Annotated in this window: 18 protein-coding genes; 17 read left to right on the top strand and 1 reads right to left on the bottom strand. The window is 31.5% G+C overall.

The genetic code is table 11. From position 1 onward, the window contains the following. Window positions 1-10 precede the first annotated feature (10 nt). From CCE28_RS13905 to CCE28_RS13965, 13 genes are all read left to right on the top strand, one after another. Window positions 11-2,143 (top strand): DUF5693 family protein, encoded by a 2,133-nt coding sequence (locus CCE28_RS13905; RefSeq protein WP_095134338.1) that lies wholly within the window; start codon window positions 11-13, stop codon window positions 2,141-2,143. Then, a complete protein-coding gene (gene csaB, locus CCE28_RS13910; protein WP_095134339.1) occupies window positions 2,136-3,233 on the top strand; it encodes a polysaccharide pyruvyl transferase CsaB in 1,098 nt (365 codons plus the stop codon). The genes CCE28_RS13905 and csaB overlap by 8 nt, the downstream gene beginning before the upstream one ends. Then, a complete protein-coding gene (locus tag CCE28_RS13915; RefSeq protein WP_095134340.1) occupies window positions 3,230-3,958 on the top strand; it encodes a WecB/TagA/CpsF family glycosyltransferase in 729 nt (242 codons plus the stop codon). Before csaB ends, CCE28_RS13915 begins: the two co-directional genes overlap by 4 nt. A 137-nt stretch (window positions 3,959-4,095) precedes the next feature. Beyond that, a complete protein-coding gene (locus tag CCE28_RS13920) occupies window positions 4,096-4,959 on the top strand; it encodes a YitT family protein (protein ID WP_095134341.1) in 864 nt (287 codons plus the stop codon). Window positions 4,960-4,971: 12 nt separating this feature from the next. After that, window positions 4,972-5,799, top strand: a complete 828-nt coding sequence (locus tag CCE28_RS13925) for a transketolase (RefSeq protein ID WP_095134342.1) — start codon at window positions 4,972-4,974, stop codon at window positions 5,797-5,799. Then, window positions 5,799-6,734 (top strand): transketolase family protein, encoded by a 936-nt coding sequence (locus CCE28_RS13930; protein ID WP_095134343.1) that lies wholly within the window; start codon window positions 5,799-5,801, stop codon window positions 6,732-6,734. Before CCE28_RS13925 ends, CCE28_RS13930 begins: the two co-directional genes overlap by 1 nt. 267 nt (window positions 6,735-7,001) lie before the next feature. Further along, on the top strand, window positions 7,002-7,184 hold the full coding sequence (locus tag CCE28_RS13935; RefSeq protein WP_095134344.1) for a hypothetical protein: 183 nt from the start codon (window positions 7,002-7,004) through the stop codon (window positions 7,182-7,184). Between the two features lie 40 nt (window positions 7,185-7,224). Next, entirely contained in the window at window positions 7,225-7,752 is a 528-nt protein-coding gene (locus CCE28_RS13940; protein WP_095134345.1) for a flavodoxin domain-containing protein, read from the top strand. Window positions 7,753-8,033: 281 nt separating this feature from the next. After that, window positions 8,034-8,867 (top strand): hypothetical protein, encoded by an 834-nt coding sequence (locus CCE28_RS13945; protein ID WP_141228370.1) that lies wholly within the window; start codon window positions 8,034-8,036, stop codon window positions 8,865-8,867. A gap of 17 nt (window positions 8,868-8,884) precedes the next feature. Then, the gene (locus CCE28_RS13950; RefSeq protein ID WP_242972982.1) at window positions 8,885-9,412 is read left to right on the top strand and encodes a GNAT family N-acetyltransferase; all 528 of its coding nucleotides are present in this window, start codon (window positions 8,885-8,887) and stop codon (window positions 9,410-9,412) included. A 197-nt stretch (window positions 9,413-9,609) separates the two neighbouring features. Further along, window positions 9,610-10,071 (top strand): protease complex subunit PrcB family protein, encoded by a 462-nt coding sequence (locus CCE28_RS13955; RefSeq protein ID WP_095134347.1) that lies wholly within the window; start codon window positions 9,610-9,612, stop codon window positions 10,069-10,071. A gap of 112 nt (window positions 10,072-10,183) precedes the next feature. Then, window positions 10,184-12,583, top strand: coding sequence for a Lon protease family protein (locus CCE28_RS13960; protein WP_095134348.1), 2,400 nt, complete (start codon window positions 10,184-10,186; stop codon window positions 12,581-12,583). Between the two features lie 170 nt (window positions 12,584-12,753). Beyond that, window positions 12,754-14,394, top strand: a complete 1,641-nt coding sequence (locus CCE28_RS13965) for an S-layer homology domain-containing protein (protein ID WP_095134349.1) — start codon at window positions 12,754-12,756, stop codon at window positions 14,392-14,394. Between the two features lie 25 nt (window positions 14,395-14,419). On the opposite strand, the gene CCE28_RS13970 is transcribed toward CCE28_RS13965, so the two are convergent. Then, window positions 14,420-14,989, bottom strand: coding sequence for a 5-formyltetrahydrofolate cyclo-ligase (locus CCE28_RS13970; RefSeq protein WP_176461832.1), 570 nt, complete (start codon window positions 14,987-14,989; stop codon window positions 14,420-14,422). Window positions 14,990-15,194: 205 nt separating this feature from the next. Here CCE28_RS13970 and ftsE point away from each other — a divergent pair, with 205 nt between their 5' ends. The 4 genes from ftsE (at window position 15,195) to recJ (ending at window position 19,689) form a co-directional block, all read left to right on the top strand. Beyond that, complete coding sequence (gene ftsE / locus CCE28_RS13975) at window positions 15,195-15,881, top strand: cell division ATP-binding protein FtsE (RefSeq protein WP_095134351.1); 687 nt, start codon at window positions 15,195-15,197, stop codon at window positions 15,879-15,881. Then, a complete protein-coding gene (gene ftsX / locus CCE28_RS13980) occupies window positions 15,871-16,767 on the top strand; it encodes a permease-like cell division protein FtsX (RefSeq protein WP_095134352.1) in 897 nt (298 codons plus the stop codon). Before ftsE ends, ftsX begins: the two co-directional genes overlap by 11 nt. Before the next feature lie 21 nt (window positions 16,768-16,788). Then, window positions 16,789-17,910 carry a murein hydrolase activator EnvC family protein gene (locus CCE28_RS13985; protein ID WP_095134353.1) on the top strand — a complete coding sequence of 374 codons (1,122 nt, stop codon included), beginning with the start codon at window positions 16,789-16,791 and terminating at the stop codon, window positions 17,908-17,910. 78 nt (window positions 17,911-17,988) lie between these two features. Further along, window positions 17,989-19,689, top strand: a complete 1,701-nt coding sequence (recJ, locus tag CCE28_RS13990) for a single-stranded-DNA-specific exonuclease RecJ (protein WP_095134354.1) — start codon at window positions 17,989-17,991, stop codon at window positions 19,687-19,689. Window positions 19,690-19,957 lie beyond the last annotated feature (268 nt).

Below are 19,957 nucleotides of genomic sequence, written 5' to 3' on the forward strand. Positions count from 1 at the left end.
AGTGATAAACTTGAGGAAAAATCCTTTTCTTATATGTGTATTAATAGTGAGTATACTAGCATCTATGTTTGTAGCAGTGGGTAGGATTAATACGGAAAAAGAGAACAAGTATGTGGATGTAATATTAGATTATGATGAAATGAATAAAATGGCTAAACAATCGGAAAAAGATTTAAAATGGTGGCTTGAGAAATTCAAAGAAATGAATGTTTATGGAGTGGCCATTAATGAAGAGTCCATAAATTCCATGATAAAAGAAGGTAAAAATATAAAAGCGGAAATGATAGGAAATATAATAGAGAAAGAAAATTGGGAAGAAAAGTATCCTGATAGTCTATTAGCCCTTATAGACAAAAGGGATGATATATACGATGTATTATTACATACAGATAGTGAAGCAAACTATAATTTTATAAAAGAAGGTCTTACTACTAGATATGGAAAAGAAAAGTTTTGGACCTTTAAGGATGATGAAAAGTATTACATATATATGGACGGTAGAGTTGACGAAGCATTATATACAAAGGATATAGAACTTGTAGATTACGAAGAGAAAGTATTTAAACAAAAGGGAAAGCTTTATTCTACAAAGGTTCTGAATATGGGACTTGGGCTAGATAAGGATAAAATAGATTTTATTAAGAGTACAGGCCTTAAGGTTATTCCTAGACCTATGTATTATGAAATTTGGGGGAATGGAAAAACTGTACATAGTATTCTTAATCAATATGAAGAGTTAGATGTGGTACCTAAATACATGATATTTGCAGGATCTGAAGTATTAGGATATAAAGAGTATATGGATGAGACGGCTAAATATATGAAAGAAAATAATATTTTAGTAGGTATGATAGAATCGGGAGTTCAAAGGGAACACATAAAGCAAAAGGGATTATATGAACTAGTAGAAAAGATGAACTACGATGTCACAAGGGTTTTCACCGTATGGCCTTATATACAAGAACGATACAAGTATTATAACTATGAAGGAGCAGAAGAAATAGAAAATACTTTAAATCGTGCCATAACAGAGAGAAATATAAGACTTATTTATTTTAAGCCTTTTAAATATAGTGCGTCAAAATACGTAACAGAATATGATGCATATGAGGACATGTTTAAACGCTTTGAAACAAGACTTAGTAAGAGTAATCTAGAAATAGGAAGAGTAGTTCCTATGAAAGAAAGACATGTTCGTGTGAGACATAAACTTCTAATAGGACTAGGAATAGTATCAGGAACTATATTATTGCTTAACAATTTAATTGAGACTAAGAAAAAGTATCAATATATTTTATTTGGCCTGGGAAGTGTATGTGTATTCTTACTTACTAGAATGTCTCTGGGAGACAAAATATTGGCTATGATGGCTGCTATTGTGTTCCCGTCTTTGAGCGTTACTTATATGATGAAAAAATGGAAAGAGTATAATGAGAAAAAGATTACAGACCATAAGAAAATTATTGTTTTAGGCATAAAAACACTATTAGTTGGAAGTTGTATTTCATTAATAGGTGCTTTTATGGTAGGCACAATTTTATCAGATATTAGATATATGCTTGAGATGGATATCTATAGGGGGGTTAAGTTTAGTCAGCTTCTTCCTATATTAGTAATGAGTATAGCCTATTTAATTTACTTTGGATATAAGAGAGGCGAAAATGAAAAAAGTATATTACCTTTAAGGGATATAAAGAGATTGTTTTTAGAAGACATAAAGGTGCTTTATGTATTTGCTGGAGTAGTGGTATTAATTGCAGGATATGTATATATGGCAAGAACTGGTCATGAAAGTAATATACAGCCTTCTACCCTAGAGATGATATTTAGAAATATACTAGAAGAAAAGTTAATAGCTAGACCTAGAAATAAAGAGTTCTTAGTAGCTTTCCCGGCAGTTATAGTGTGTACCTATGCAGCATGTAGACGATATAACATGTTAATATTTCTATCTGCATTAGCAGTTATAATAGGACAAACTTCCATAGTAAATACTTTTTGCCATTTAAGAACGCCAATGCTAATGTCCATAATCAGAACTATTTATTCTTTAGGATTTGGTATTGTTTTAGGAATAGTATATATGATTGCTTTGGAAATTATAATACAGATAGGTAAGAAATTGAGGGGATTGAATGTGTAGAATAACTATTTCAGGATATTATGGATTTAATAATATTGGTGATGAAGCCATTTTAGTATCCATGATCAATAGCCTGAAAAAGAGGATAGATAAGGTACAAGTGACGGTTTTGTCTGCTAATCCTCATATGACTAGTGAAAAGCATGGTGTTAGTGCTGTTGACAGAAAGTCATTAAAAGGTGTGCTTGATGCTATTAAGGATTGTGATTTGTTTATAAGTGGAGGCGGAAGCCTCCTTCAAGACGTGACTAGTAGAAGAAGTATCATCTACTATTTAGTAATTATGTTTATGAGTCTTATCTTAAGGAAAAAAATATTAATATATTCTCAAGGGATAGGTCCTATTAGTACTACTTCTAATAGGATATTTACCAAATTCATATTAAATAGGGTAGAAGCCATAACTGTAAGGGATGAAAAATCAAAGAAAGAATTAATAGATATGGGAGTAAGTGAGCCACCCATATTTGTTACTGCTGACCCTGTTATAGGATTAGATAAAGTATGCTTAGATTTTGGTGAAAAAATAATAAAAGAAGAAAAAAGGAATAATAATAAAATTATAGGATTTGCCATGCGTGGATGGCGAGATAATGTGGAGTTTAATAATAAAATATGTAAAGTGGCAGATAGAATAATAAAGGAACTAGGCTATGAAGTAGCTTTTATACCATTCCATTATGGAGAAGATATAAAAATAATGGACTATATTGAAAATAATATGGAAAAGGATGCTATTTTCATAAGAAAGAGATATGAAATTCATGAGATGCTTAGTATTATAGGTAATTTTCAGCTACTAGTAGGTGTGAGATTACATTCCCTAATATTTGCAGCTGTAATGAACACTCCTATTATAGGCATATCTTATGATCCTAAAATTAATAGTTTCATGGAGTCTATCAATTTAGATACATGTGGAACAGTAAAGGATCTAGATGAAGAGGCCTTGTTCTTAGATATAAGGTCAAAGCTAGATAATTTAGATGAAGAAAAATCTGACCTTTATAACAATGTGGAAAAGATAAAGGACGATTTAAAAATCAATGATGAGGTTGTACAAAAGTTGATTAAAGGAGAAAAAATATGAGAAACATAGCACGTATAATGGGTGTACCTGTGGATAAGGGATCTTTAGTAGATGCTACTAATAGGATAAAAGAGCTTTTAAACAAGGATGGTTGTAGTCAAGTTGTTACTCCAAATACAGAGATAGTCATGTCTGCACAAGAAGATAAGGAGTTATTAAAAGTCATAGAAGAAGCTGATTTAGTAATTCCAGATGGTATAGGTCTTATCTATGCTTCAAAGATAAAGAAAAAGGGCTTGACTGAGAGAGTAACAGGAGTAGACCTTATGGCACAAATATTAAACTATTGTAATGAAGAAGAAAAAAGTATATACTTGTTTGGTGGCAAGCCTAATGTGGCTAATATGGCTGCTGAGAATATATTGAAGAAATTCCCCAATATAAAGATAGCTGGAACACAGGATGGATACTACAAAGCAGAAGATGAAGAAAAAATAATAGATTCAATAAATGAGATAAAACCAGATGTACTATTCACAGCTTTAGGAGCTCCAAGACAGGAAAAATTAATATATAAGTATAAAAACATTTTAAAGGTAAAGTTAGCCGCCGGAGTAGGTGGTAGCGTTGATATCTGGGCAGGAACTGCTAAGCGTGCTCCGGAAGTTTATCAAAAGCTTGGTCTAGAATGGTTTTATAGACTTATGAAAGAACCGTGGAGATACAAAAGAATGTTAGTTTTACCTAAATTTATGATTAAGGTAATTTTAACGAAAGATATATAGGTGTGAATAATAGGTGACGAGGAAATCTGGCTTTTTGGCTTCAGAATCTTACTTGGCGCCTATTTTTGTGGCAATAATTTTTTCAAATTGAACATTGATTGAAAAAATTACTATGATATAATTAGTGAGGTGGACAGATGAAAAAGAGTAAAAAAAAGGTAATAATTGACGAAATATCATTTTTGGTGGGTATATTTATAATAGCATTTGGGCTGATATTTTTCTTAAAGCCCCATACTCTTGCACCTGGAGGAATTTCAGGATTTGCTGTAGTAATTGATAAACTATTTAATATTCCCATGGATGTGACTAATATAGTAGTAAATATTCCATTATTCCTTGTAGGAATTAGGATTTTAGGTAAAAAGTTTACACTAAGATCTTTTGCTGGAACTTTGATATTATCACTTTTTATAAGATTAATTATAAGTGTTTTAGGAGAAAATATTATAATGGTAGATGATGTATTGTTATCTGCCTTATACGGTGGAGTTTTACTGGGAACTGGATTAGGTCTAGTTTTTAGAAGTGGAGGTTCTACTGGTGGAACAGATTTAGCTGGAGCCATATTAAATAAGTATTTTCCTCATATTAGTATTCCTAAACTGATGATGATATTTGACTTCTTTATAGTTATTTCATCAGGTATAGTTGGTGGAAAGCTAGAGAATTCTCTATATTCCCTTGTAAGTTTATACATAATTGTAAAGGTGGCAGACTTTATAGTGGAAGGTTTAAATTATGCTAAAGCTTTCTACATAATATCTGATAAATCTGAGGAAATAGGGAAAAATATTGTAGATAATTTAGGTAGAGGTGCAACTATACTAAAGGGTGTAGGAGTATACACAGGTGCAGAGAAAAATGTAATCATGTGTATAGTAGATACAAGACAAATTACAAAGCTAAAGAATATTGTAAATGACATAGATTCTAATGCCTTTGTAATGGTAACGACAGTGCATGAAGTCCTAGGAGAAGGATTTAAAATAAATAACTAAGGAGGAATTCTTGTGCAAAATGTAAATATTCAACAGCTACAAGAAGTTGCAACTAACATTCGAAAAGACATAATACAAGCAGTTAATGCTGCAGGGTCAGGTCATCCAGGTGGATCATTATCAGCAGCAGATCTGTTAACAGTGCTATATTTCCATAAAATGAATATAGACCCTAAGAATCCTAAGATGGAAAACAGAGATAGATTTGTTTTATCAAAGGGTCATGCAGCACCAGTATTATATGGTGCGTTAGCTGAAAGAGGATTCTTTCCAAAGGAAGAATTATTAAAATTAAGACATATGGGAGCAATGCTTCAAGGTCATCCTGACATGAAGAACATCCCTGGAGTAGAAATGTCTACAGGATCATTAGGTCAAGGATTCTCTACTACAATAGGAATGGCACTTGCTTCTAAGTTAGACAAGATAGATAACAGAATCTATACTCTATTAGGAGATGGAGAAATACAAGAAGGTCTTGTATGGGAAGCAGCAATGGCAGCAGGACACTACAAGTTAGATAACTTAACTGCAATTGTGGACTTCAACGGTCTTCAAATAGATGGTAGAAACGACGATGTTATGACAGTTTCACCTATTGATAAAAAGTTTGAAAGCTTTGGATGGAATGTAATCACAATTGACGGACACAACATGGAAGAGATAATTAATGCCTTTGATGAAGCAGAAAAGACTAAAGGAAAGCCAACTGTAGTTATAGCTAAGACTATAAAAGGTAAGGGCGTATCTTTCATGGAAGATCAAGCTGGATGGCATGGATCGGCTCCTAATGATGAGCAAACAACTACAGCTTTAGATGAACTTGGAGGTGTAAAGTAATGACAAAGATTGCAACTAGAGTAGCCTATGGAGAGGCTTTAGTAGAACTAGGACAAAAGAATGAAAATGTAGTAGTATTAGACGCTGACCTTTCAAAGTCAACTAAAACTAATGGATTCTTACAAGAATTTCCTAATAGATTCTTTAACATGGGAATAGCAGAACAAAACTTAATGGGTACTGCTGCTGGTCTATCAACTTGCGGTAAAATACCTTTTGCAAGTACATTTGCCATGTTTGCAAGTGGAAGAGCTTTTGAAATAATCAGAAACTCTATCTGTTACCCAAAATTAAACGTTAAAGTATGTGCAACTCACGCTGGAATCACAGTAGGAGAAGATGGAGCATCTCACCAAGCACTAGAAGATTTAGCTTGTATGAGAGCATTACCAAACATGGTAGTATTAAACCCTGCTGATGCAGTATCTGCAAAGAAGGCAGTATTTGCAATGGCAGAGCTTGACGGACCTGCTTATGCTAGATTCGGTAGAGCTAATGTACCAGTTATCTACGATGAAGATTTCGTATTTGAAATTGGTAAAGGAGTAGAAGTAAAAGAAGGTACTGATGCTACAATCATAGGAACTGGAATCCTAGTAGCAGAAGCTATGGAAGCTCATGAAACACTTAAGGCGCAAGGTATTAACGTACGTGTTATAGATATGCATACTATAAAGCCAATTGATAAGGATATTATCATAAAGGCAGCTAAGGAAACTGGTGCTATAATAACTGCTGAAGAGCACAACATTATTGGTGGTCTTGGATCAGCTGTTGCAGAAGTATTAGTAGAAAATTCTCCAGTACCAATGAAGAGAATAGGAGTTAAAGATACTTTTGGTGAGTCTGGAAAGCCAGCTCAGTTAATGGAAAAGTATGGATTAACTGCTGCTCACATTGTTGAAGCTGTTAAGGACATAGTTAAAAATAAATAGTTATAACTAACTGCTGATGATTTAATCGTCAGCAGTTTTTTGTTGTCTGTTTACATGAAATTATAAATGAAGGTAATTTATGATGATAAATATAATATATATTGATACAAGGGATTATTAAAACTAATATTCTATAATATATAAAAGTAGATTAATATGAGTGTTAATGGTAGCAATTATAATTGCTGAAACTATATGGTATTAATGTTTACAGCTCTATTCGTTTTAGGGAGTATCCTAAAAATAATAAATGTTTAGGAGGTAATTATGAAAAAGATTATTGATCTAATCCTTATAGCTGTTTCATTAGGTATGGGTGTATCCAGTTTAGTAATTAATATTATTAAAAGGAATGGTGATACAACAAGTATGCTATTAAGTATAGGATTGACTACTATTTCAATTTATTTACTAGACAAATTTAGTTCAAAAGAAGAAAATATTAACTAGGTTGTAATAGTAAGAGCTTTCAACTATAGGGGGGGAGATAATGAGAACTGTTGTTATATATAAGTCTAAATCTGGTTTTGTAAAGAAGTATGCGAAATGGATTGCAGAAGAATTATCTGCTGATATTTTTGAAACTACAAACTTATCCATAGATAAGCTACTAGATTATGACACCATAATATATGGAGGAGGTCTGTATGCCGTAGGAATAAATGGAATTAATATGATAACAAAGAATTTTTCTAAACTCAAAAATAAAAATATAGTAGTTTTTGCTTCTGGAGCATCACCTTTTAGGGAAGAAGTACTTAGTGAAGTTAAGAATAAAAATTTTAACTTAGAGCAACAAAAGCACATAAAATTTTTTTATTTGAGAGGTGGCTTTGATTATAGTAAGTTAAATAAAGTTGACAAAGTACTTATGAAATTACTAAAGTTCAAACTTAAAAGAAAATCAGAACTAACACCTGATGAAAAAGGTATGCTTGCTGCCTATGATAAACCAGTAGATTTTACTAGAAAGAAGAATATAGAAAAATTAATTGAATATGTGAATAGTATTAAGTAAATTTATCATTATGGTATATGGGATCTAAAAAGAAGAAAAAAAATTTATGACGCTCATAGCATTTGCATATACTAAGATAGAGTTGATGGTGAAATTAAAAGGGTTCAGTAAAAAGAGATGATAAAAAAATTATATATATTAAACCTTATTAAAAAGTATCGGAGGTAATCATGGGACCTTACAATCTGCCATATAAACAAAAATCTAGTACAAATGTGTATTCATACTTTTTTGTGGTACTCTTTTGTATTGCATGGGCTGGGTTCTTTTTTCTTGTAATTATGAAAGATGACCTAATCAAGGGTCTTTTTGGAGGGGGAGCATTTATATCATTAAGTGTTTGGGCTTGTTATATAATTATTTCTGTTCAAGTTTTAAAAAAGTTTAGTTTACATTTAACATCAGAATATATAGAAGTCGTTCTCCCATTTAAGGCGACTATTGCACGTTGGGAGGAAATAGCTTCCGTAGATACATATTACTCTCATGGGAATGACTATGTAGCAGTGTTGCTTAAAAGTCACAAAGAGAAAAAATCATTTACAAGAAACTTTGAATCGGTTTTTGGAGTACCATCATATTCTTTTCAAATTCCAGCTAGATTTTTCAAAGATGTAGATATGAATCGTTTGCTCCTGACTATAAGTGAACAAATCAACAGTAGACTAGCGAATGAAGGACAACATGTGGATAGAATTACCCACGGGAAAGATGAGAATAACATAATAGGGGCTTTGTCCACATCGGGTTTAATGGGTTTAATCCTTAGTGTTGTATATGGAATAAGCATATGGCAACTTGAAGAGAATTTTGTATTTATTCCAATTTTTGGATCTTTTTTAATTATATCCATGTTTAATACATATTATAAAGAGGAATCATTTAACCTTATGGCAAGACTGTATATAGGTTTTTTGTGCTTAGTGCAAATTCCTTTAGGCATAATTTTAGCTACTACATTAGAAACAGAGATGTATTTTGCCATAGATGATATTTTTTTTGTTATTAAGAAGTATTTTAAATACGTTGTTAAATACCCAGCCGAACAATGGTTTAGTATAGTAATTGGGTTAATTTGTTTTGGTATAGGGGCAATTCGCGGAAGAGTTAAGTAAAATAGGGGGAATATAGTGTGGAGTTTATATTAAAGATTGAACTTAATGGTGAAGATTATATTATAAAGATAATTAACTCAGAATATGAAGAGAGTCTTCAACAATTATGTGAACGATGTTCAGATTATTTTCAAATAGAGAGGGATGATTGTCCATCTATTAATGAAGGTCATGAAATTTTAAATATGTTACCTTCTGACAAAAAACATAGTGATAAATTTGTCTTTGGAATCTTTAATGAAAAATCAGAGTTAGTAAGCGTTATTGATATTATTAAGGATTATCCAGTTGCGGGTGAATGGATGTTAGGGCTAATGCTGATTGATCCAAAAGAAAGAGGAAAGGGACTTGGAAGGAAGATTCATGATTTTTTAGTACAATGGACTTCAGAATTAGGAGCAGATAAATTGAGAATAGGTGTAGTTGAACAAAACTACAAGGGATATGAGTTTTGGAAAAGTAGGGGTTATAAAGAAATTAAGAGAACAAAGGTGAAACATGGAAATAAAGAAAATAATGTAATTGTAATGAATTACTTAATATAAATTTAGTTAATAGTCACATAGACACCACAAGAGAAATCATGTTAGATAAATGAATGTAGACTATCCTTATTTTAATAAAAATCTCCTTAACTAGGTAAAATAATTTAAGCTTAAAATTTATTTTAGACAATGGAATATTTGTCTCACATATAGAATAGTATTTACTATAATGTTTGATTAAGTAAGGGGAGGTTAATATGGGAAAATTGGCAAATTGGTTTAGCATGAAAAAAGTTTTAGTACTAATTTTAATCATGATTTTAATTATAGGTGGCGTGTTTATGATGAAAAAAATGTTTAAAGGAAACAAGAACGTATCTTTTGAAACGGTAGCAGAAGAAAATATCCCTGAGAAGATAAAAGAAATACTTCCTAGATACAAAAATCTAGAAAGGGCATTAGCTTGTAAAGTTGATGATGTAGTATACGTAATTGCTACAAGGGGAGAAAAGCCAACAGGTGGATATACTATTAAAATAGATAAAATAGGTAAAGAGAAAATAGACGAAAAGAATAAAGTCGTAGTTTATACTACTTTTAAAGACCCAAAAGCTGGAGATGTGGTTACTCAAGTAGTTACATATCCTTATGCTATAGTTAAAACAGATCTAAAAGAACTTCCAGATACTATTGAATTAAAAGTTAAATATGAAGATTAATTAAAAAGATTAACCACTAGTTGGTTAATCTTTTTTGTCTCTTGTGACTAAATTTATCACTATTAGAAAATACTAAGTCTTGTATAGAGAATTTTAAAAGTGGAGGAAACTTATGAATTTAGAAAATTATAAGGTGAGTGTTGATAATCTAAGGAAAAAATGTAATATAGATAACATGAAATTTAACACCACAGCAGATATAGAAGTTTCTAGTGATATAATAGGTCAAAAAAGAGCGGTAGAAGCTTTGGAATTTGGACTTGAAATGGATAAAAAGGGATATAACGTATTTGTAGCAGGTGAAATAGGAACGGGAAGAAGCACTTATACGGAGGCAATCGTTAAAGAAAGGTCTAAGGAAGTAGGGCCACCTTTTGATTGGTTATATGCAAGAAACTTTAAGAAGCCTGATGAACCTATGGCTTTATATGTGAAAAATGGCATGGGAAAAATGCTTAAAGAGAATGTGGACAAGATTGTTGAAAGGCTAAAAAAGCAAATTCCTGAAATATTCATGAGTAAAGAATATGAAAATCAAAGAAATATACTCATAGAAGAATATCAAAACTATACTAAAGATGCAATTGATAAATTAAATGAGATAGCTAAGGATTATGGATTTGTATTTCAAAAGACTGAACGAGGCCTAATAAGTATGCCTGTATTAAATGGCAAAATTTTAAATGAAATGGAATATAGGAGTTTGTCAGAAGAAGAAATAGATTATTTTAGAAAAAATTCTGCCCAACTTAGTATTGAAACCATAGAGAGATTTAATGAACTTAGAATGTTAGAAGAGGAATATAGAACTAAAGTAAAAGAATTAGATAAAAAAATAGGATTTCACGCAGTAGATTATTACATAAGAAAGTTAAAGGCAGAATTCTCCCATAATGAATGTATCGAAGAGTATTTAAAGGAATTACAGGAGGATATAATAGAAAATATTAATCATTTTAAGGGAGATAATATGGCACCAAAGCAGCCACTACCTTTCTTAAGTAAAAATCCAACTAATTTCTTTGAAAGATATGAAGTTAATTTACTTGTAGATAATTCTTCTTTAGAAAGTGCACCTATAGTGGTAGAAACCAATCCAAGTTACTATAATCTAATAGGACGAGTAGAGTACAAAAATGAGATGGGCCTTTTGAAAACTGACCTAATGAAAATAAAGCCAGGAGCATTTCATAAGGCAAATGGAGGATATTTAATAATTCAAGCAAAAGATCTTCTAATGAATCCATTTGCCTTTGGTGCATTAAAAAGAGCATTGAAAACTAACAAAGTAAATATAGAAGGATTAGATAAACAATATGGATATATTATAACTTCAACTTTAAAGCCTCAGCCCATAGAATTAAATGTGAAAGTCATATTAATAGGTGACATGTATACTTATCAACTTTTATATCACTATGATGAAGATTTTAGAAAATTATTTAAAGTTATGGCTGACTTTGATATAGAAATGAAGAGAAATGATAGAAATATAATGAAGATGGTAGAGTTAGTAGCCCTTCATTGTAAAAAGGAAAAACTGTACCCATTTACTAAGGAAGCAGTAGAATGTCTTATAGAGTATAGTTCTAGAATTTGTGAGAACAAAGAAAAATTAACGGCAAAGTTTAATAAAATAGTAGATATAGTCTATGAAGCTGATAAAATATGTAGAAAAGAAGATAAAAAATTAGTAGATAAAGAACATGTACAGGAGACTATAGATAGAAAAATCAGTAGAAATAATAAGTATGAAGAAAAATTATTAGAAATGATAGAATCAGGAGATATATTAATTGATATAGAAAATAAGAAAATTGGACAAATAAATGGTCTTGCTGTAATTGGTAATGGAGAATATTCCTTTGGAAAGCCAAGCAAAATTACTGTTACCACATACAAGGGTAAAAAAGGAATAATCAATATTGAAAGGGAAGTTAAAAAAAGTGGAAGTATCCATGATAAAGGCGTTATGATATTAAATGGATACATAGGACAAAGGTTTGCACAAAAAAATCCATTGTCTTTAAATGCTAATATAGTATTTGAACAATTATACTCAGGGGTTGATGGAGATAGTGCATCTTCTACAGAATTATATGCTATATTATCTAGTTTAGCAGAAGTGCCCATAAAACAGTCTATAGGTGTAACGGGTTCTGTAAATCAAAATGGCGAAATTCAACCAATAGGTGGAGTTAATGAAAAGATAGAAGGCTTTTACAAGGTATGTAAATTAAAAGGATTAAATAAAGATCAAGGAGTTTTAATTCCACATCAAAATGTGAAACATTTAATGTTAAATGATGAAGTGGTAGAGGCTGTAGAAAAGGGAGATTTCCATATTTATGCAATAAAGACTATAGAAGAGGGTATAGAAATATTAACAGAAGTAGAAGCAGGACATGCAGATGATCATGGGAATTATCTAGAGAATAGTATATTTTATTTAGTTAATAAAAAATTAGAGGAATTTGTAGACAAAGAAGATGAAGAAAAGAAAGGTGATTAATTAATCGCCTTTCTTTTTTTTTATTCAAAAAAGGGGGTGTGGCATCCTCAGTTATAGGAAGGGATCTAGCTTTTTAACAATATTTGTTTGTTGACTGGTTAGATGAAAGTAGATAGCATTATAATGTGGCGAATTATGATTTTTAACATATAGAGAGGAGAGAGGTGACTATGAGAAAAAGGAAACTATTTGGTAAATTAATGAAAGTAAGTGTGATGATGACTCTTGTTGTTACCTTGATCCTAACGGGACAAGTAACAGTTGAGGCTCAAAAGTTCAACATGTCATATTTATATTTTGGTGACTCAAATGATTATATAAATTATGTGGATAGAACTAACGATTCTTTACAGGTAGTTGCACCTAGTTATTTAGATATAAATGTTGATGGAACCTTAAATACGGAAAAACTAGATTTAAATCTTGTTAATGAAATGCACAAAAGAAATGTAGAAGTTGTACCTTTTTTAAGTAATCATTGGGATAGAACTGCAGGAGAAAATGCACTAGAGAATAGAGAAGCATTAGCTACACAAATTGCCGATGCTGTTGAGCAATATAATTTAGATGGAGTCAACGTGGATATTGAAGGTTTAACAGAAGCGAGTCGTAATGATTTTACTGACTTTGTAAGACTTATAAGAGAAAAAATACCTAGTGAAAAGGAAGTATCTGTGGCAGTAGCTGCTAATCCTTCTGGTTGGACACAGGGTTGGCATGGAATGTATGATTATACGGAACTTGCTAAGTATAGTAATTATTTAATGATTATGGCTTATGATGAAAGCTGGAGTGGGGGGAGCCCTGGTCCTGTTGCCAGTATCTCCTTTGTGGAAAAATCTATACAATATGCATTAAACCAAGGAGTACCTAATGAGAAGATTGTTTTAGGGATTCCATTTTATGGACGTATTTGGAATTTAGATGATACAGTAGATTATACTAAACCAAAGAGTGAAAAAATCTTAGGACGTGGGGTTTCTTTAAGTAAAGTCGATGATCTTTTATCTAATTATGATGCTAAGATTGAATATTTGACAGGTGAAGAAGTAATAAAAGCTACTTTTGAAATAAAAGAAGAAGACCCTGAAGTAAAATTATATAGTTGGGGAGAACCGCTAGATGTTGGGACCTATGAACTATGGTTTGAAAATGAAAAATCCATAAAGAAAAAATTAGAGCTTGTTCAAAAGTATAATATTAAAGGAACTGGAAGTTGGAGTTTAGGACAAGAAAAAGAAAATCTATGGGATTATTATACTATGTGGTTAAATGGTGAATATTTTGTAGATATTGAAGGTCATTGGGCAGAAGAAGATATTTTAAAAGTAAAAGAAAAAGGGTGGATGGTAGGAATGTCTGAAACTCATTTTTCACCTAATGGATCTTTAACTAGGGCTCAAGCAGCTGTAATATTAGTGAAAGCTTTTGACTTAGAGAAGAAGGGAGATACACCATTTTTTAAAGATGTTTCTTCTAGTCATTGGGCCAAGAATGCAATTGAAATTGCATACCAAAACGAAATTATGAAGGGGAAGGGAAATGGAATATTCGCCCCTGATGAAAAGATTACAAGAGAAGAAATGGCCATGGTGTTATATAACCTGTTAGCAGATAAAGAAGTTGCAGAAGAAGAAGACAATCCATACGGGGACGTTTACTCAGAACATTGGGCATATAACGCAATTGTAACAATGAGTGAATATGGAGTTTTCAGTGGATTTGGTGATGGAACATTCCGTCCAAAAGAAGAAGTTAGTCGAGCTCAAATGGCTGCTTTAATGAATAAAATTTCTATAGATAATGAATAAACAGCTGCATATTGCAGCTGTTTTTTTACTTACAATGAATTATTTTACTTTCTGTAAGGATATAATCTAGTTTTTGATCAAACTCATTTATTGGAACTTTTTCTATTAATTGTAAGTCAAAAGAAAGGGCTATAGTTGGTACTTTCTTTTTTAATGAAGATATGAATCGATCATAATAACCAGCACCATAGCCTAACCTATAACCTGAAGTGTCAAAGGCTACTCCTGGAACTAATATTAGGTCTAAATCGTTAGGATCAAAGGGCCTTATTTTATCTTTTTTAGGCTCTAATACTCCATAGGTGCCTTCTTCTAGATCTTCCTCAGGATTTTTTAACTCTGATAATATTAATTCTTTAGTAGATGGAACACTTATAGGAATAATAGGTCTTTTATCCTGTTTTAACATGTAATTTATTAGTTCATCTGTTTGAACTTCGTTTCTAAAGTCCATATATACCATGATAGATTTACTCTTTTTAAATAAATCCATATTACATAAGTTTGTAAAAATTTTATGGCTTTTAGCTTCTACCTCTGATTTTGTAAGGCTCCTACGTATCCTTAGCAAATCTTTTCTAATAAGTTTTTTCACAAAATCACCTCTAATAAAAAATTCTTTTAATATATTTATAATCCTCCTAAAGGATGAAAAAAATACCAAAGTTGCCATAATGTAATTTGGAAAAAGTAGAAATTAATAATATAATATATAAGTAGAACGAACTATGGCTAGCTTTAAAAAATAAAGAGGAGTTTTAACATAATTTGTAGAAATTAATTGGGTAGGAGTTGATATAATGATAAAGTTTATTAATGTTACTAAACAATATGCAGAGAACTCTGTAGCATTGTCGAATATAAATTTAACTATAGATAAGGGGGAGTTCCTTTTCTTAGTAGGACCCAGTGGTGCTGGGAAATCCACCTTTATTAAATTATTATTAAAGGAAATCGAACCCACTTTTGGAAAAATATTAATTGAGGGTACAAACATTACGAAATTAAGCCAGAGAAATACTCCAGCATTGAGAAGAAAATTAGGAGTAGTATTTCAAAATTTTAGACTATTAGAAGATAAGACCGTATATGAAAATGTGGCATTTGCCATGGAAGTAATAAATGCCAGTCCAAGGGAAATAAGAAGGCAAGTGCCTAAAATATTAGGACTGGTAGGGATTAGTGATAAGGCCAAGTTTTTTCCACATCAATTGTCAGGAGGAGAACAGCAAAGGGTTTCTATAGCAAGGGCTATAGTTAATAATCCATCCCTCTTGATAGCCGATGAACCTACAGGAAATTTAGACCCAGAAACCGCTTGGGAAATTATGAGGTTATTAAGGCAAATAAATAGAAGGGGAACTACTGTATTAATGGCAACCCATGCAAAAGACATAGTAGACATGATGAAGCTAAGAGTTGTAGCAATAGAAGGTGGAAACATTGTGAGAGACGACATGAAGGGTGTGTATGGTTATGAGGATTAGGACTTTATTCTATTGTATAAGACAAGGTATAAGGGGCATATGGAGAAATAGAATGATGAGTATGGCATCCATATTTTCCATAACATCAGTGTTAATCATATTAGGAGTAGTATTTACTATTATTCTAAATATAAATAGTTTCACTCAAATTACTAAGGACGAATTTGATTCAGTAATGGTAGATGTGAAGGACAATGCTAGTTCTTATGAAACGGAGGCCCTAGGAAAAAAAATAAAGAATATAGAAGGGGTTCAAAGTGTAGCTTTTGTATCTAAAAATCAAGCTCTTAAGAACATGCAGAAAAAATGGGGAGAAAATGGATACTTATTAGAAGGACTATCTGAAAATCCTCTTCCTAACTCCTATGTGATAGAGCTATCCAATATAGAAAAGGCAGACGAAGTAGTTAGTAAGGTAAAAGGATTACAAGGTATTGAAGAGGTCAGATACTATAAGGATATGGTAGATAAAATATTAGCTATAACTAATTTTGTTAAATTAGCAGGTGTAGGAGTAATAATAGTTCTTGTGATAATATCCATGTTTGTAGTGGCTAACACTATAAAGCTTACTGTAATAGCCAGAAAAAAGGAAATTGCCATAATGAAATATGTGGGAGCCACTAATTGGTTTATAAGATTTCCATTTATTATTGAAGGAATAGTATTAGGTACTTTTGCCATGATAATATCAGTAGCTGTAGTTGGGTTCGGATATAAGTATTTGTATGGCATGATAACTTCAGGAAGTTATATTATGATATCTGCTTACATGATACCTTATAAAATATTAGTTAAGAGTATAGTTGTAATATTTGGGGCTCTAGGAATTGGAATCGGATCTTTAGGTAGTATTGTATCTATGAGAAAGTTCTTAAAAGTATAAGTAAACTAGGGGGATAAAAACATGTTAAGAAAAACTATGAGTTTCTTTTTAATACTAATTATCTGTTCCACAAGTTTTGTATATGCTGCAGATACTAGTAAGGAACAAAATGAACTTAATAGCATACAAAGGACTATTAATGACATAAAGAAGAAATTATCTACAAATAAGAAGAAAGAAAAAGATGTGGCTGTACAAATTCAAGATTTAGATAGAAAAATAGATAGTAGAGAAAAGGAAATAGATAATTTAGAGTTTGAGATAAAAGAAACTAAAAAAGAAATAGGAAAGACTAAAGAACAATTAGTCCTTGCAGAGGAAAATATAAGTACTCAAGATGATATGATGAATAAAAGATTAAGGGCCATGTACAAGAACTCAGATGTGGGATATTTACAAGTTTTAATGGAGTCAGATGGTCTGGTTGATCTTTTATCTAACCTTGATATGGTAAAGAAGATTTTTAATCAAGATGTGGATGTATTAAAAGATATGAAATTAAAGCGTGACAATGTTGAGAGTGTAAAAAATAAACTAGAAGAATATGAAAGAAATATGTCCATAATGAGAAGTAATGCCAGGTCTAAACAAAAGGAATTGGAAGTTTCCAGAGGCGAGATGAGAAAAATAAAAAGTCAAATTGCTAAGGATGGAAAGGCCCTAGAGAAGCAAGAAGATGCCCTTAAAAAATATGCAGATCAATTAGAAGCAGAAATTCTAAGAAAGCAATCTGGCGGTAAGTATGTGGGAGGAAAATTCACATGGCCAGCACCAGGATATACTAGAATAACATCACCATTTGGATATAGAATACACCCTGTTTTAAAGAAAAAGAAACTACATACAGGTATAGATGTGGGAATTCCATATGGAAAGAATCTAGTGGCAGCAGCAGATGGAAAGGTAATTCATGCTAACTGGTTAGGTGGATATGGAAAAGCTGTTATGATTGACCATGGTGGAGGTATAGTGACACTATATGGACATACATCTAAGTTACTAGTTAAAAATGGACAAAGGGTTAAAAAGGGTACTCCTATAGCTAAATGTGGTAGTACAGGAATGTCTACAGGACCTCACTTACATTTTGAAGTGAGAAAGAACGGTAAATATATTGACCCTATGACTTATTTAAAGAAATAAAACAAGAGTTTTTTAACTCTTGTTTTTTTTGCTATAATTAATACATGAAAATTACAGAATAACGGAGGATAAGATAGGATGTTTGAAACTACTTGGCAAGTATTGAATAAGGAAGATATAAATAATATAGATACGGATGAAATAATAAAAAATATATTAAAGAATAAGGGCATATTAGAAGAAGAACAGATTAAAGAATTTTTGTCGGATAAACCCCAAAGAACTTATGATCCATTTTTATTAAAGGATATGAAAGAAGCTGTAGAAAAAATTGTGAATCACATAGAAAATAAAAAATCCATATGGATATATGGTGACTATGATGTAGATGGAATTACTAGTATATCATTGTTAATGGACTTTTTAAGTAACTTTACAGACAATTTAAATTACTATATACCCCTAAGGGAAGAAGAAGGGTATGGACTTAATTGTGATGCCATAAGAGATATAAAGGAAAAGGGAGCAGACCTAATTATTACTGTGGACTGTGGGTCCACATCTATAAATGAAGTTAGCTTGGCAAAGGAATTAGGTATGGATATAATCATAACTGATCACCATAATATAGGTGAAGAAAAGCCTGACTGTCTAATAGTAAATCCAAAGCAAGAAGATTGTGAATATCCATTTGAATTATTATGTGGTTGTGGAATAGCCTTTAAGTTAGCCCAGGCAATTCAAAAGAGATTAGATGGACCTAAAAAATATTTGGCACAAGTTCTAGATTTAGTAGCATTAGGTACAGTGGCAGATGTGGTACCCCTTGTGGATGAAAATAGAACCATGTTAAAGCATGGGTTAAATAGGATAAACAAGGGAAGTAGGACAGGTCTTAAAACTTTAATTGACAAGATAGAACTCAAGTTAGGGACTATAACATCTACTAATATTGCCTTTATAATAGCTCCTCACTTTAATGCTAGTGGAAGAATAGATGATGCTAAGGCCAGTGTTAGACTCTTATTGTCAGAGGATATGGACGAGATTAATAGTTTAGTCTCTCATTTAATAGAGTGTAATAATGCAAGAAAAGAATTACAAGTAACTTGTATAGAAAAGTGCAAAAATATAGTGGAAGAGAATTACACAGATGATTTGTTTTTAGTTGTAAATTCTGAAGATGGACATGAAGGGGTAATTGGTATTGTGGCAGGAAAGGTTAGGGATGCTTACTATAAGCCCGCATTAATTTTGACAGGTAGTTCAGAGGACGGAATACTAAAAGGTAGTGGTAGAAGTATAGAACATATAGATATATATGAAGAATTAAAAAAGCATGAGGATTTATTTGTGAAATTTGGTGGACATAAAAATGCTTGTGGCTTTTCTATTAAAAGTGAAAACTTAGACCTATTAAGGGAAAAATTAAATGAAGAGGCAAGTAAAAAAGATAAGGAAATCTTTGTGAAAAGAATAAAGATAGATTGTGAATTGATGCCTTCCCAAATAACTTTAGAAATGATAGAGAAACTAAAAAGTATAGAGCCCTATGGCATGGGAAATGAAAAACCAAAGTTCTTAATAAGTGATGCCTATGTGAATAACCCCTATGAATATAGATTTATGGGAAAAGAAAAGAAACATATTAAATTAAAGATAAAATCCAATAAATACAATGATAATACTAAATTAGATTTAGTAGGATTTAACATGGCGGATAGATATATGAATAAATTAAATGGAACGAATCAAGTTCAAGTAGTGGGATTTCCTGATGTTAATCATTGGAATGGAAATGTATATATACAATTTAAGATAGAAGATATTAAGGAATAAGTTTTATAGAAGGAATGGTTCTAAACTTAATTCATGTGAATCTATTTCAGTAAAATATAAGTGATTGGTGACAGGTTACGGGAAAAATTAAGGGATTGTAACCAGTCACCAATTATCTGTAATATGTTACCAAAACTATTAATCTTATAAAAAGTGTTGACACATATGAAAAAAAATGATAACATATATCTTGTCCTTGAGAAAAGGAAAACAAAAGTTCAGGGATAAGAACAATAGTATATAATGTGGCGGCGTAGCTTAGTTGGCT

This window comes from Anaeromicrobium sediminis, assembly GCF_002270055.1.
GTDB classification, from domain to species: Bacteria; Bacillota; Clostridia; order Peptostreptococcales; family Thermotaleaceae; genus Anaeromicrobium; species Anaeromicrobium sediminis.

Excerpts from the sequence above, each read along its gene's own strand:
- ftsE (WP_095134351.1), top strand. The coding sequence starts at position 15,195 with ATGATAAAGTTTATTAATGTTACTAAACAATATGCAGAGAACTCTGTA.
- CCE28_RS13945 (WP_141228370.1), top strand. The coding sequence starts at position 8,034 with ATGAAAGATGACCTAATCAAGGGTCTTTTTGGAGGGGGAGCATTTATA.
- CCE28_RS13940 (WP_095134345.1), top strand. The coding sequence starts at position 7,225 with ATGAGAACTGTTGTTATATATAAGTCTAAATCTGGTTTTGTAAAGAAG.
- CCE28_RS13960 (WP_095134348.1), top strand. The coding sequence starts at position 10,184 with ATGAATTTAGAAAATTATAAGGTGAGTGTTGATAATCTAAGGAAAAAA.
- CCE28_RS13935 (WP_095134344.1), top strand. The coding sequence starts at position 7,002 with ATGAAAAAGATTATTGATCTAATCCTTATAGCTGTTTCATTAGGTATG.
- CCE28_RS13965 (WP_095134349.1), top strand. The coding sequence starts at position 12,754 with ATGAGAAAAAGGAAACTATTTGGTAAATTAATGAAAGTAAGTGTGATG.
- CCE28_RS13955 (WP_095134347.1), top strand. The coding sequence starts at position 9,610 with ATGGGAAAATTGGCAAATTGGTTTAGCATGAAAAAAGTTTTAGTACTA.
- CCE28_RS13930 (WP_095134343.1), top strand. The coding sequence starts at position 5,799 with ATGACAAAGATTGCAACTAGAGTAGCCTATGGAGAGGCTTTAGTAGAA.
- recJ (WP_095134354.1), top strand. The coding sequence starts at position 17,989 with ATGTTTGAAACTACTTGGCAAGTATTGAATAAGGAAGATATAAATAAT.
- CCE28_RS13915 (WP_095134340.1), top strand. The coding sequence starts at position 3,230 with ATGAGAAACATAGCACGTATAATGGGTGTACCTGTGGATAAGGGATCT.
- ftsX (WP_095134352.1), top strand. The coding sequence starts at position 15,871 with ATGAGGATTAGGACTTTATTCTATTGTATAAGACAAGGTATAAGGGGC.
- csaB (WP_095134339.1), top strand. The coding sequence starts at position 2,136 with ATGTGTAGAATAACTATTTCAGGATATTATGGATTTAATAATATTGGT.
- CCE28_RS13985 (WP_095134353.1), top strand. The coding sequence starts at position 16,789 with ATGTTAAGAAAAACTATGAGTTTCTTTTTAATACTAATTATCTGTTCC.
- CCE28_RS13920 (WP_095134341.1), top strand. The coding sequence starts at position 4,096 with ATGAAAAAGAGTAAAAAAAAGGTAATAATTGACGAAATATCATTTTTG.